The 14973-nt window shown below is 37.8% G+C and carries 12 protein-coding genes; 5 read left to right on the forward strand and 7 right to left on the reverse strand.

What is annotated here, in order from left to right; translation table 11 throughout:
• The first annotated feature begins 523 nt into the window (after positions 1-523).
• From F0475_RS08035 to F0475_RS08050, 4 genes are read left to right on the forward strand one after another with little or no spacing between them, the layout of a single operon-like run.
• Positions 524-2242 carry a glutamine--tRNA ligase/YqeY domain fusion protein gene (locus F0475_RS08035; protein ID WP_155716234.1) on the forward strand — a complete coding sequence of 573 codons (1719 nt, stop codon included), beginning with the start codon at positions 524-526 and terminating at the stop codon, positions 2240-2242.
• 18 nt (positions 2243-2260) lie between these two features.
• Positions 2261-3451, forward strand: a complete 1191-nt coding sequence (locus F0475_RS08040; protein ID WP_155716235.1) for a tetratricopeptide repeat protein — start codon at positions 2261-2263, stop codon at positions 3449-3451.
• Positions 3452-3485: 34 nt separating this feature from the next.
• The gene (locus tag F0475_RS08045; protein WP_155716236.1) at positions 3486-4124 is read left to right on the forward strand and encodes a DedA family protein; all 639 of its coding nucleotides are present in this window, start codon (positions 3486-3488) and stop codon (positions 4122-4124) included.
• Between the two features lie 49 nt (positions 4125-4173).
• Positions 4174-4860, forward strand: a complete 687-nt coding sequence (locus F0475_RS08050; protein WP_155716237.1) for a sigma-70 family RNA polymerase sigma factor — start codon at positions 4174-4176, stop codon at positions 4858-4860.
• A 556-nt stretch (positions 4861-5416) separates the two neighbouring features.
• Here F0475_RS08050 and F0475_RS08055 read toward each other — a convergent pair.
• The 5 genes from F0475_RS08055 to aspS form a co-directional block, all read right to left on the reverse strand.
• Positions 5417-6451: an esterase-like activity of phytase family protein gene (locus F0475_RS08055; RefSeq protein WP_394350000.1), complete on the reverse strand. Its 1035-nt coding sequence runs from the start codon at positions 6449-6451 to the stop codon at positions 5417-5419.
• A gap of 172 nt (positions 6452-6623) precedes the next feature.
• Positions 6624-7691, reverse strand: coding sequence for a mannose-1-phosphate guanylyltransferase (locus F0475_RS08060; RefSeq protein WP_155716239.1), 1068 nt, complete (start codon positions 7689-7691; stop codon positions 6624-6626).
• Positions 7692-7797: 106 nt separating this feature from the next.
• Complete coding sequence (locus F0475_RS08065) at positions 7798-8124, reverse strand: hypothetical protein (protein ID WP_036895480.1); 327 nt, start codon at positions 8122-8124, stop codon at positions 7798-7800.
• Positions 8125-8188: 64 nt separating this feature from the next.
• A complete protein-coding gene (locus tag F0475_RS08070) occupies positions 8189-8473 on the reverse strand; it encodes a winged helix-turn-helix domain-containing protein (RefSeq protein WP_009435287.1) in 285 nt (94 codons plus the stop codon).
• A 174-nt stretch (positions 8474-8647) separates the two neighbouring features.
• Positions 8648-10405, reverse strand: a complete 1758-nt coding sequence (gene aspS, locus F0475_RS08075) for an aspartate--tRNA ligase (protein WP_155716240.1) — start codon at positions 10403-10405, stop codon at positions 8648-8650.
• Between the two features lie 244 nt (positions 10406-10649).
• On the opposite strand from aspS, the gene F0475_RS08080 reads away from it, so the two are divergent.
• Positions 10650-11033: a DUF1573 domain-containing protein gene (locus F0475_RS08080; protein ID WP_009435289.1), complete on the forward strand. Its 384-nt coding sequence runs from the start codon at positions 10650-10652 to the stop codon at positions 11031-11033.
• 81 nt (positions 11034-11114) lie between these two features.
• Here F0475_RS08080 and F0475_RS08085 read toward each other — a convergent pair whose 3' ends face one another.
• Together F0475_RS08085 and F0475_RS08090 are read right to left on the reverse strand one after the other, a co-directional pair.
• Positions 11115-11447, reverse strand: a complete 333-nt coding sequence (locus tag F0475_RS08085; protein ID WP_155716241.1) for a cupin domain-containing protein — start codon at positions 11445-11447, stop codon at positions 11115-11117.
• Between the two features lie 87 nt (positions 11448-11534).
• Entirely contained in the window at positions 11535-14795 is a 3261-nt protein-coding gene (locus tag F0475_RS08090) for a TonB-dependent receptor (RefSeq protein ID WP_155716242.1), read from the reverse strand.
• Positions 14796-14973: the final 178 nt, after the last annotated feature.

The following is a 14973-nucleotide window of genomic DNA, read 5'->3' on the forward strand; positions in this document are numbered from 1 at the left end:
TTCTTTTTAAATTACACGTAACATACATATAATAAAGAACTTTCCCACTATAAACAATCAAAAACATCATTTTTGATAAAAGAATTTCTTAGTAATCATCTATGCTTATTAAACTGAGAAACCATCATTTCATACAAAGAACTATCACCTTTAGAACAATGATAAAATAAAAATGCCTAACGCTTCACAGCGACAGGCATTCAATCTCAATAGGTATTAGTTTCTTTAAGGTAAAAAGATTGTATTCAGGATAACGATTGCAAAGATAAGGTATTTTTTTTTCTCCCGCAAACTTTTCCACAACTATTTTTATTATAAAATATTATTTTTTTTATTACATATCAGATAATTAACACAAGGTTTTAATAATTTTCTATATACAATCAAAGAGCATAACGACAAAATGGACATTTGTATCGAACAATATAAATAAATGCTTATTTCAACTTTATTAAATTCTAGGAAACATTATCATAAACGAGAAAAAATAAGTAACTTTGCAACTAAATAATAAACAAGAAATATGACTACGATAGAGAATAACACCAATGAAGAGAAGCGAAGTTTAAGCTTTGTAGAACAACTGGTAGAGGAAGATCTTGCAGACGGTAAGAACGGAGGACGCATTCAAACACGTTTCCCACCTGAGCCAAATGGTTATCTCCACATAGGACACGCAAAAGCTATTTGCATGGATTTTGGTGTTGCAGAGCATTATAACGGCGTTTGCAATCTACGTTTTGATGATACCAATCCAAGTAAAGAGAATAATGAATATGTAGAGAATATCCTCAATGATATTAGTTGGCTTGGATTCAAGTGGGGCAATATCTATTATGCAAGTGACTACTTTGAGAAACTTTGGGACTTTGCTATCTGGATGATAAAAAAAGGTTTAGCATACGTAGACGAACAAACAGCTGAGCAGATTGCAGAACAGAAGGGAACGCCTACTACTCCAGGAACAGCATCTCCTTATCGAGATCGCCCAATTGAGGAGAATCTTGCCCTATTCGAAAAGATGAATACCTCAGAAGCTGTAGAAGGAAGTATGGTGTTACGTGCTAAGTTAGATATGGCTAATCCTAACATGCACTTCCGCGATCCTATCATCTATCGAATCATTCAGATACCACATCACAGAACTGGTACAAAGTGGCATTGTTATCCAATGTATGATTTTGCACATGGTCAGAGTGATTACTTTGAAGGTGTCACCCACTCTATCTGTACACTCGAGTTTGTACCACATCGCCCACTCTATGATAAGTTTGTTGACTTCCTCAAAGAATGTGACGGAACAGCAGACAATCTACATGACAATCGTCCAAGGCAGATTGAGTTTAACCGCTTAAACCTTACATATACAGTAATGTCTAAGCGCAAACTCCATACACTTGTAGACGAACATCTCGTTAATGGTTGGGACGATCCCCGTATGCCTACCCTATGTGGTATGCGCCGTCGTGGTTATTCTCCAGAATCAATCCGCAACTTCATTGACTCTATTGGTTATACAAAGTTTGATGCGCTCAATGACGTTGCTTTATTGGAAGCGGCTGTACGTGATGATTTAAATAAGAAAGCTACACGTGTTAGTGCTGTTCTTGATCCTGTTAAACTTGTCATTACCAACTATCCAGAAGATAAGACAGAGGAGATGGAGGCTATAAACAATCCAGAGAATGAGGCAGATGGTAAACATACTATCACATTCTCAAAGAATCTTTGGATTGAGCGTGCAGACTTCATGGAAGATGCTCCTAAGAAGTTCTTCCGTATGACCCCTGGTAAGGAAGTACGTTTAAAGAACGCTTATATTATTAAATGTACAGGTTGTACAAAGGATGCCGAAGGTAATATCATTGAGATTCAGGCAGAATATGATGAGAACAGCAAGAGCGGTATGCCTGGTTCTGATCGTAAAGTAAAGGGAACTCTCCATTGGGTAAGCGCAGACCACTGCTTAAAGGCTGAGGTTCGTGAGTACGATCGTCTCTTCAATGTAGAGAATCCATCTGCTGATGAGCGTGACTTCCGCGAATTAATAAATCCTCAAAGCCTATCAGTACGCACTGAATGCTATGTAGAAAAGTTCCTTGCAGAGAAGAAACCAGGAGATTATCTCCAGTTCCAACGCACAGGTTACTTTATGCTTGATCCAGATTCTACTACAGACCATCTTGTATTCAACAAGACTGTAGGGCTAAAAGATACCTGGACCAAGAAGGCAAAAGCATAACACTCATTAGAAAACAACTTGGATATATATTATCAAAGCAAAAAGTTCAAACGACTTCTTCAAAGATATGAAGAGTTGCGAGACAATAACATCAGTGAGTTCCTTGATTCCGAGGATCTCACTGATGTTGCTGAATATTATTATTCCATTGGGCAAGATGAAAAAGCATTAGAGACTGCTAATTACACGAATCACCTTTATCCTACAGCGACTGCGCCATTAGCATTTAAAGCGAGAATGGCTCTACTCACTTACAACAATCCAACACTTGCAAATGAAATTGCAGAAACGATTGTCGATAAGAGTGATTTAGACTATCTCTATCTAAAAGCTGAAATTATGATTGCGGATAATCAGGTGAACAAAGCCGACCAATATCTGCAAGAGCAATATGATAATGTAATAGACGAGGATGACCATGAGGAGTTTGCAATAGATGCGGCGGCTCTTTTCGCTGATTATGAAGAGATTGATTATGCAGAGAAATGGCTAAATCAATCTACTATGATTAATGAGGATGAATACAAAGAGATTAAAGTTCGTATTCTTAAAGGGCAAGGCAAATATGAAGCTAGCGAAACCCTTATTAACGAACTCATCGACGGCAATCCTTACTCTTGTGCGTATTGGAATCAACTTACCCAAATACAATTCCTGCGCAATGATGTTCAGGGAGCCATTACATCCAGCGAATACGCACTGGCTATAAATCCTAATGATGAAGAGGCCTTACTTAACAAAGCAAATGGACTTTTCTCACTGGATAATTTTGTTGAATCACTGAAATATTACCAACAATATCGGCAGACTTGTCACCATGTTGACTTCAGCATTATTGATGTCACCATTGGTCATCTCTATCTGATTCTTGGTCACCCTAAGGAAGCATTAGACTTCTATTTCCAATCTATAACCGAATCAGAAAATAAAGATCAGGCTCTTATCAATGTGGCTATCTCAATATTTGATAATGGATACTTTGAGTTAACTTATCGTATTCTTATTAATTATTTACCAAACGCAGCGAAGGATTGGACTGAAGGGTTTGCTTATTTAGCACGTTGCTGCTATGAACTAAAAAAAACGGAAGAATATAAGCAATTTCTTCAAATAGCAATAGAACGAAATCCTAGGGAATGTCAGGATGTTTTGTCTGACCTCTATCCCCCAGGAACAGAGATAAAAGATTACCCAAGTATCAACATTTGAAATAACAATTATATTAATTAATTAGAACACAATTATGAGTTTTATCACAACCCTACTCGGACACCTTAACTATGGCACCATCTTTCTCTTGATGCTTTTAGAAAGTACGGTCATCCCCGTACCATCAGAGTTAGTGGTTGCACCTGCCGCCTATCATGCAGCAGGCGGAAATCTTGATATGTGGCTTGTCATTCTCTTTGCAACGCTAGGAGCTGATTGCGGTGCTACTATCAATTATCTCGCAGGATGGTATCTCGGACGACCTCTTATTTACAAATTCGCAAATAGTAAATGGGGACACATGTGCCTGCTCAATCAAGAGAAAGTAGAAAAGAGTGAGAAATATTTTGATAAACATGGATTGGTAGCAACCATCACGGGGCGATTACTTCCTGGTATACGTCACCTTATTTCTATCCCTGCCGGACTTGCGAAGATGAGTTATTGGCGCTTCCTCCTCTATACAACAATCGGCGCTGGTGCATGGCATAGTATTCTCGCATTATTAGGTCATTATATGCACTCGTTTGTTCCAGAAGAACAACTCGAGGAAAAAATCCTTGAATATGGAGAATATATCAAGATTGGACTCATTGTCCTAGTACTCATTGCGTGCATTTACTTCCTTGTTAAATGGTATATCAAACGCAAGAAGAACCAAAAACAGAAGTAAAATCCATATTGTTAACATATCAAATCCTCAACTTTAAATATTGTGTATCATGAGTGTAAACGAGAAATATATAGAAGAAATCATACAAGAGCAACTCTTAACTGATAAGGAAGAACAATTACTTGCTTCTAAGATTAAGTTAGGTGATGCCAAAGCATTAGAAAAGTTGACAAAAGCTAATCTAAAGTTTGTAGTCTCACTGGCACATCAATATAGGAATCAAGGGCTAGGAGAAGATGATTTAGTCAGCGAAGGCAACATAGGAATGATGCACGCTGCCCAGAAATTCGATGGAACGAAAGGGGTGCGCTTCGTTACTTATGCCGCACCTTATATCAGAAAGGCTATGGAAGAGGCAATAAAAGAACAGGTTTCGCTCTATAAATTGCCTAAAGACGAAAAGAGTAAATTTGAACAAAAACGATCTCGTGCTATCTCCATTGACCAGCCCATCCCTGTAGGTAGTAGCAATAACTTCACTCTACAACACGTATTAGAAAATGAGGATACGCCAAAGACTGACGAGCATTTAAACAAAGAATTACTAAGTTTTGAGATTCAAAAAGGCTTGAGCGAACTCAACGAAAGGGAAAAGAAAATCATATCGGCTATTTATGGACTTAATGGCACACACTACACAATGGCAGAAATAGCTGAGGATATGGGATTAAAGCGCGAACGTGTACGACAAATACGCAATAAAGCTCTGCGGAAGCTCCATAAAAAGATGAAGTAAAACACGGGAAAACTAAGGGCAACACTCCCCTATTCTCAATATTGTAATCAATGATTTGAATAAAATTATGTCTTATCTCCAAGTTAGTTCTATAACTAAATGACAAGTAAAGGTGAGCGGATAAGAGGATTTTATTCAAATCATTTTTGTAATAGAATATTGCTAATTTGAATACCCATAGCTGCGATATTATTCAAGACTCCTATAATCGCCCTCAAATATTCAAATTACAGAGAAGTTCTTAACAGAAAGATAACGAACTAATAATCAATGTCTTAGGAAAAAAGTATAATCTTTCAAATCAGAAATACTATACTTTTTAGTCAAAATGTATATACTTTTTGTCGAAAACTGACCTACTTTTTAGCAAAAACCTATATACATTTTGAGAAAAACGGAGGTACAATTTATGAAAAACGGAGGTACGATTTGCCAAAAACCTATATACGTTTTTATAAAAAGCTACCTAGCACTTATTTTTTACGAATAATGTCTTGTTATAAAAGCTAGATTGAAAAAAGTAAATGTAAAGGATATTCACAAACAAAACAGACGGCTAACGAATAACAATCGTACGAAACCAATCACGCAAAACACCTCCATACTGGTTTTGACTATCCGCACAAAGGACAAGAACCTGACTACCATTTGCAAGTTGAGGACCAAGGCACATACCTTCATAGTTAGCCAAATCTTGACAAAATAAGCTTAAAGTCGTTTTCCATTCAGCTATTAATGTCTTTGCAAGATAGGGCGAATCAGATTGAAGGGCTGTATCGGGAGAGACAGGAATACCTACGTTTGGATTGACGCAATAGATTTTATTGATGACAAATGAACCTAATTTACCTTGAGTTACCAGGAACTCTCGTTCTAAAACAAGTAATCGTCCATCATTTAAAGCTGTCAAAGCAGGCACCCCCATAGCATAATTAGAGGCATTCTTCTTTGTCTTTGGACTATCCATACGATAGGCATATTCAGTTTGAGGCAGTAGGTTTTCATCAAAACTTTGTAGACGTAAGCGATTACAAACTTGATTTTGAGGATTAGCCTGCGCACCATCACATCGTAAAGTACTCTCTGAAGTTGTCCAAAACAAGTGGGTTTTCTTGTTATAAGTAAGTGCTTCAAAGCCATATTGTGCCGTAGAACCATTGAAAATAGAGGGTACTTTGAGACGTCTACCAGTTAGCTGTCCATGCAAATCATATTCTAAAATACTATTATCAGCCTCTCTAGAAATAAAAATTGTACTATCTTTTGGAAAGAAAGCAATCCCCTCCTCATCATGATTTCCATCGGAAGATGCACGAAAGCCATCAGAAGTTATATTACGAATATCGCCAGTTATACTATCAAGTTGTATATGAAAAATAAAGAAGCCACTTCTCTCTGCCTTGTCTGATACCACGGCATAAGAATTACCGCCTAACCATGTTAGACCACTATAATTACCTTTCGGCAAATTTTGATGGAAATAATGCTGAGGATTGACTCTTACTAACGTTGGAACCTGTGCTATTGATGGACAAGAAAGATTTACAGAAATGAAAAAAACAATCTTTGAAAGTAACTTCATTAAACCCATAAAGACGAATAATCAAATGATATAAAGACTTAAAACGCTTATTCTAAATTAGTAAAATGATTCTGTTTCTCAACTCATTTTACTAATATATCCACATATTATGTGCTTCAAAAGATATTACACATACTATGTGGATATAAATTTTCAAATATATCGTGGGAAGAGAAAAACCTTATCCTTCCCCCGTAAATTGCTTCAATCTTTGTTCTTCAGAGAGTTTACAAATCAGTAATCTACCTCCTTGTTCCGCAACAATATAGCCATCCAAACCTTGAATCACCACTTTGCGTTCCTCTGTTGTGTGGACGATACAATTCCGACTATCAAAGAGATGTATCTCTTTACCAATGGTTGCATTCCCATATAAATCATGCTGACTCTGCGCAAGAAGAGAGCCCCAAGTGCCTAAGTCGCTCCATCCAAAAGATGCTGGGCAGACAAAAATCTCTTCAGCACGCTCCATAATGGCATAATCAACAGAAATATTCTCACATTCAGGATATACCTCATCAATGATACGTTGCTCCTCAGCAGTGCCAAGAACATCCATAATCCTCTCAAACACACGGGCGACACTCGGCTGATAAATACGGAAAGCATTTACGATTGTTGATGCACTCCAAATGAAGATACCAGCATTCCAAAAGAAATTATTTTGACGAATATATTGTTCAGCCGTCTCAAGGTCTGGCTTCTCACGGAAGTGATCAACACGATAAATCTCCTTGTTACGTGCAGAAGCATTTGAAAGATCAGCCTGAATATAACCATAACCCGTTTCTGGACGTGTTGGTTTCATTCCCAACGTAACAATAGCATCTGTTTCCGCTGTAAACTTCATACAATTCGTAACAACACGTCTGAACTCCGTATTGTCCATAACAATATGATCACTTGGAGAAACGACGATGTTAGCCTTAGGATTTTCTTTCTTAATACGCCAACTAACATAGGCAATGCAGGGAGCTGTGTTACGACGGCAAGGCTCACTTAGAATGTGATTCAGTGGTATCTCTGGCAGTTGCTCATGAACTAAGTCAACATACTTCTGATTGGTTACTACCCAAACATTATCAGAAGAAACCACGCCCTCAAAACGATCATAAGTTAATTGCACAAGAGTCCTCCCAACTCCTAAAACATCTATAAACTGTTTAGGGTGCTCTGTTGTACTCATTGGCCAGAATCGACTACCGACTCCGCCAGCCATAATAACAAGATGATTATCCGATTGTGCCATAGATTGTGTCTGAAATTAATATATTTGCAAATATACAAATAAAAAATATAATGACCAGCTTATAAGAACTTTTTCTTATTTAACTGGCATTTAGATGATAGAGTTATCAAAATAATGAAAGACTTTGGTCTTTCATAGGCTTTTCTATCGTAGAATCTTCTTTCTCATCACGAAATTGAAGAATAAATTGCTGTGAGAAACTATTATTTGCATTGAGACGATAGATGCCTTTTCTAACTCTCTCTATCAAAGAACTGGGTAATTTACTATTCTTCAAGAGATAACCTTGCACATATTTACGTACATCGTCTTGTACTATTGGATGGAAAAGAGAATTGCAAGCATTATAAACATGATGGGAGATTTTCCAAACAGAAAGCCCCTCTTCACCAGCTTCAACAAGCACGCGGATTATTTCTTTATCGTATTGCATATAAAAAAGGGAGTCAATACACTTTCATACGGCTCCCTTTCTATTCTAATGTTAATGTATTCGATTAGGCAAGTGTAACTTTATTGCCCTCGTCCTTAACTTTTCCTTCCTTTAAAAGCCAACCAATACCCAAATAAACTTCTTCGGTAGAAATACTAGCTGCTTTTGCAATCTCTGCTACACTGAGAGCTTTTTCTTCAGCTGCAAGCGCATTGTAAACATCACCTGCTCGGTAACCAACATTTACTTCGTTGATAGCAATGGCTGTAGCCTTTGAAGCTGACTTTCTGGTAGTGGCTTTCTTTGCTGCCGCCTTAGGAGCAGACTTAACTTCTTTCTTTTCTGTCATAATCTTACAAAATTAAAGTCTCATTCAATTTGACCAAATCACTATTTATTAGTATTTGCTTACAAAGATACATCAAATATCCTAAAGTCTTAAATACATTTTACAAAAAGTAAACTGATATGAATGGATTAATTTCAATAACATTGATTTTATTGATATAAATCAACAATATGACTAATCTTTTATGTCAAGCTTGATCTCCAATTCGTCCAATTGCTTCTGATCTACAGCAGAAGGAGCATCTAACATCACATCACGACCACTATTATTCTTAGGGAAGGCAATGCAATCACGAATAGAATCAAGACCAGCAAGGATACTTACGAAACGATCAAGACCGAAAGCAAGACCTGCATGAGGTGGTGCTCCATACTTAAAGGCATTCATCAAGAAACCAAATTGTGCCTCTGCACGTTCTGGAGTAAAGCCAAGAACCTCAAACATCTTCTCTTGCAATTGAGTATCATGAATACGGAGTGAACCACCACCAACTTCAATTCCATTGCAAACAAAGTCGTAAGCCTTAGCACGTACTTGCTCTGGATGCTCATCCAACAATGGAATATCATCAGGATTAGGCATTGTAAATGGGTGGTGAGTTGCCATAAGTCGCTGCTCTTCATCGCTCCACTCAAACAATGGGAAATCAACAATCCAAAGACACTTAAATACATTCTTATCACGTAGACCTAAGCGGTCACCCATCTCAAGACGTAGAGAACAGAGTTGTACACGTGTCTTATTTGCATTATCACCTGATAATATCAAAACAAGATCACCATCTTTGGCACCAGTTGTCTCCTTTACCTTATTTAATTGCTCTGGTGTATAGAACTTATCAATAGAGCTCTTAACAGTTCCATCCGTGTTATACTTGATAAACACAAGACCATGTGCTCCAACCTGTGGACGCTTAACAAAATCTGTAAGTTCATTGAGCTGCTTACGACTATAATCAGCACAACCAGGAACGACAATACCGCCAATATAATTAGCTTCATCGAATACAGAGAAAGATCCAGTACCTTTCAACTCATCCATCAATTCAACGAACTCCATACCAAAGCGCAAGTCTGGTTTATCAGAACCAAAACGTTTCATAGCCTCATGCCATGTCATCTGTTCTAGCTTAGGAAGTTCAACACCACGAATCTCACGGAAAAGATGACGAGCCATCTCCTCAAACAGATTGATAACATCATCTTGATCTACAAACGACATCTCACAATCAATCTGAGTAAACTCAGGCTGACGATCGGCACGCAAGTCTTCATCTCGGAAACACTTTGCAATTTGGAAGTAACGATCGAAACCTGCTACCATCAACAACTGTTTCAAAGTTTGTGGACTCTGTGGTAAAGCATAGAATTGTCCAGGGTTCATACGTGATGGAACAACGAAGTCACGAGCTCCTTCTGGCGTAGAACCAATAAGAATTGGAGTCTCAACTTCCATAAACTTCTGTGAATCTAGGAAATTGCGGATAAGAATTGTCATTCTATGACGTAACTCAAGATTCTTACGTACAGCTTCACGACGAAGATCAAGATAGCGATACTTCATTCGCAAATCATCACCGCCATCAGTATTATCTTCAATGGTGAAAGGAGGTGTCAAAGAAGGACTTAGTACATTCAAATCCTTGGCTATAATTTCAATATCACCTGTAGGAATCTTGCTATTCTTACTTTGTCGCTCGCTAACAATACCTTTTACTTGAATACAATATTCACGTCCCAACTTGTTGGCTTCACCACATAGACTAGCATTATCAGCCTCATTAAAAACTAACTGAGTGATACCATAACGATCACGAAGGTCGACAAAGGTCATACCTCCCATTTTACGTGAGCGCTGTACCCATCCAGCCAGGGTTACTTCCTTGCCTGCATCCGAAAGGCGCAGCTCTCCACAAGTATTCGTTCTATACATAATTATTATGTTGATTATTTTGTCCTCTAAACTATAAGTTTATGCAAAGATACTAACTTTAAATGAGAATCAGGATATACCTTACAAAAATATAAGAACGTGAAGGAAACTTTCAGTCCTAACGCTAATTTGATGACTAATATTTAATAATTCCTACTTAATTATTGTGAAACAGCATGGAAACTATAAACTTTCTAACTAAATTTGCACCAAAATAATCAGAAACAACTAAAGGAAATATAATATGAAAAAGCTCTTATTAATGACACTCCTACTAGTTATGGGAGTAACTTTTGCAGTTGCACAGAATCAAGCTGAGATTAAATTTGATAAGGTAACTCATGATTTCGGAACATTTAAGGAGAGTAGTCCCGTACAAAAAACAACATTCACTTTCACAAATATTGGTAATGCGCCGCTAGTCATCAATCAAGTTATTGCAAGCTGTGGATGTACTATCCCACGCTATGACAAGCGTCCTATCGCTCCTGGACAAAAAGGTAGTATTGATGTAACCTACAATGGTACTGGAAAATTTGCAGGACACTTTAAGAAGAGTATCACCGTGCGCACCAATGGTAAAAATGAAATGACCCGATTGTATATTGAAGGTGTAATGGAGAGATGATAAAAGTAAGAAAGATAAAAACAATTAGCGGCAGACATTATTGTCTGCCGCTAATTGTTTTTATACTCCTACTAGCAATTACTATCCCAATGTTGGTACAATAGCAAGATATACAACATCATGATCTGTACAATTCTCAAACCAATGGAAGTGTCCCTCTGGACAATAATGTAATTGTCCCACCCTTGCTACTTCCATACAATCATCATAATGTACAGTTAATTCGCCACTGATAACAAACATCGCTTCAAAAGTACCAACATGTTGATGCTTTCCACTACATGCACCAGGTCGTAATGTTGAATACATGATACGAGCCTCATCATCAACAAACGCACGCATATCAAGTTTCCCTTTTCCACCTTTGAAGCCTTCTATATGCTCTTCAACAATCTTATCGAAATCAATAATCATAATGTTTGAGTTTTAATTATAATGCAAAGATAATAAAAAAGCAGAGACTCGGACTGAATCTCTGCTCTATTTAACATATAGTTCAATTTAGAAAGTATAGCGCAAACCTAGCTGACCACGCCAACGGCTATAATATGTATCATAGTTTCGCGCTACATGTGTGCCATCAAATTTGAATACTCCATTACCTTCATAATTGAAAGGACTAAAGTAACGACCAAACTCGTCACCATAAGTATGTCCCCAATCTTTATTCAAGAGATTGCCTATATTTATAATATCCAAACTTAATTCAAGAGAATTAGTTTGACCTGCAACTTTGAAGCTATACTTCTGTGCAAGGTGTACGTCAAAGTGATTCTCAAAAGCAAGGTTATCAGCATAACGCTTGAAATATTCACCACGATGATGATTCATGTAAGAGTCATCTGCTATCCATTGCTTCATCAAAGAACGCTGCTGTGCCTCTGTGAGAGTTCCATTGAAGCCAGAACCAAGTACTTTTGTAATCAATGGATAAATATCCTTACTATTATTAACCTTTACGCCACTTGCAAACTTCATACGATCAATCTGTGCATCTGTAGGAATCCACATCAGGTCGTTACCATTTGCACCATCACCATTCATGTCACCATAAACTTCGATTACGTAAGGGGAACCACTACGACCTTGATAAATCACTCCTATTGTTGATTCCCATTGCTTCCTTGCACCATACTTTACATGATAATAAGCACTTGCTTGAAGACGATGAGGAACGTTATATGCGCTAAGACTAAGTTCTGGATCATTAACATCACGATAAGTTGCATTATACATCCAGTTACTACCAGCAACAGATGAAGTTCCACTATTAACACTCATAGAACGAGTCCATGTGTAACTTGCCATAAGATCGAGCCCAAAGTTAAAGTGCTTCTCACCCTTTAATGAAAGACTAGTTGTGTAACCTTTACTTGTGTTATAGAGTGCATACACATAAGAGAAAGGACTTCCAGTAGTTGTGCGTTCATACATTGGACGATTATCCCATTCGTAACCAGTAGCCTGCGCAAACGTTTGTCCAGTCTTATCAACAGCAAGATTCTTATAATAGATATCATTCAAAGTCTTTGAGTAAAGGGCTTCTGCTGTCCAATCAATACCAAGGAGATGGAAGTCAAAGCCTAAGTTAGCTTTTAGGGTCTGGGCAAACTTGAACTTATCTTCAAACACATTCACTTCCTGACTACCTGCAGCTCTCAATCGAGCAGCATTAGCTTCTTGCCCATTAGGATTAAGAATAAGCTCCAATCCCTTAGGATTATTTACAGAGTAGGTCTGCATCTGCAAACCAGTCTTTGCGAAGTTGTTACTAATCCATACGTATGGTATACGTCCTGTGAAGATACCCAATCCACCACGGAGAATAAACTGACGATCCTTATTAATATCCCAACGGAAGCCGACGCGTGGACTCCACAAAGGAGTACTAGAAAGTTTATGGTTTGTACGAACGTCCCAATTATGCTGTGCAGCATAAGTATTGAAAGGTTCATTAGCCGTTGGAGTCTTGAAGAAGAGAGGAATCTCCATGCGCAAGCCATAAGTCAATTGGAAAGATGGAGTAATATTCCACTTATCTTGTGCATAGAAACCAAGCTGCCCAGCAGAGAAAGGCGTCTTCCAACGTGGGTCGCCTGTAACATCAACATTTGCTACACCATAACGATACTGACGGAAGTAGTTATAGTTTGGATCAATTGTACCAGCCACAAAGTCTGCATAATACTTATCGAAATGCGCTTTATCAGTAAAGTTATAAGATCCATTTGCATCCTGGATAAATAGGTTAGCAAACTTATAGAACTCATTATGAGTACCGAAAGTAAAGGTATGATTACCCTTATACCAAGTCAAGTTATCTTCTACAGTATAGATATCCTGGTCAAGAGAGTTAGCCATTGAAGAGCGTTCATTACCAATATTAACTGATCCACCAGTTACTTGCAAAGAAATCATTGGGAATGCAGAAGCAACATTGCGCTTATCGCGAACACGTACATAGCTTACACGTGCCTCATTACTTATTGTAGGAGAGATACGGCTCTGTAATTCTGCTGTGAAAGAGTTTGTCTTACTAGTAAATGGGAAGTAATAATGATCATCATTAAGAGAAGAAGAAGAACTTACAACATTCAATTGCTTAGCATCTACATAGCTCCAACGGAAAGAGAACTTATTGAAGTCATTGATATTCCAGTCAATCTTTGCACCTAACTTATTACTCTTCGTGTAGATATCAGGGTTTGCAAAAGTACCATCATACGATAAACCTTGACGTTGAGCCATATCCTTAACCTTCTGAAGAACATCATCAGCTTCATCTGGATTTACACGTGAGCCTGCCTGACGATAGCCATTAAGATTTGGATAAGTCTTATTTGCATTTTCATAGTTAACAAAGAAGAACAACTTGTTCTTAATAATAGGACCACCCAACGTTACACCCCATTGATACTGCTCCTGTTTCTGATATTTTGGCGCATAACCTGTTCCATCAGAATAGGGATAATGATGACCTATAAGACTCTGGTTATTACCAAAGCCATAAACACTACCATGGAATTGGTTAGTACCAGACTTAGTAATAGCATTGATAGAACCACCAGTGAAACCACTCTGACGAACATCGAATGGAGCAACATTTACTTGGATCTGCTCAATTGTTTCCATTGATACAGGTTGTGTACCTGCCTGACCACCATTAGAACCATCAGCCGCTAAACCAAACACGTCATTATTCATTGCACCATCAATCATAAATGAATTATAACGATTGCTAGTACCAGCAAATGACATGGCACCATTGCTTGATGTCGTAAGCTGAGGATTAAGACGAGCTACATCAGCAATACCATGAGTAATACTTGGCATGTCTGCAATTTGCTTAGACGAGATACTCTGTGCTGCTCCCGTCTTCGTTCCATTAATGCCCGCATTACCAGTTACAACAACCTCTTGAAGTTCCTTAGAGTCATCTTGAAGTGAACAAGAAAGATCTTCCGTCTCACCAAGACGAAGCGTTACATTTTCAAATGTCTTAGTCTTTTGACCAATATAAGCCACTTGAATTTTGTAAGGACCACCAACGCGCATACCTTGAATAGTGTAGCGACCATCAATGTTGGTTACAGCCCGGTAAATAGTTCCTGATGGTAGGTGTGTAGCTGTAACAGTTGCTCCAATTACGTCTTCACCTTGAGACGTTACCCTACCACTGATTCCTGATGTCGTTATCTGAGCCATAACAGTAGTTGTCATTGCTAGCAACAACGTAACCAAGAAAAGTAATCTTTTTTGCATAGTTTGCTAAGAGATTAAAATGAAATAATAACGATATTTAAAATATGTTGCAAATATAAATAAAATAATTGATACTTACATGAGAAATGTGAAATTGTTTTTAAATCTATATCACGGAGAAGTTATTTCCATGAAGATCTCTATCTTACTATATTGCTAATCATAACCTTTTAATATT

Origin of the sequence: Prevotella vespertina, from assembly GCF_009728485.1 — a bacterium.
Taxonomy (GTDB): Bacteria; Bacteroidota; Bacteroidia; order Bacteroidales; family Bacteroidaceae; genus Prevotella; species Prevotella vespertina.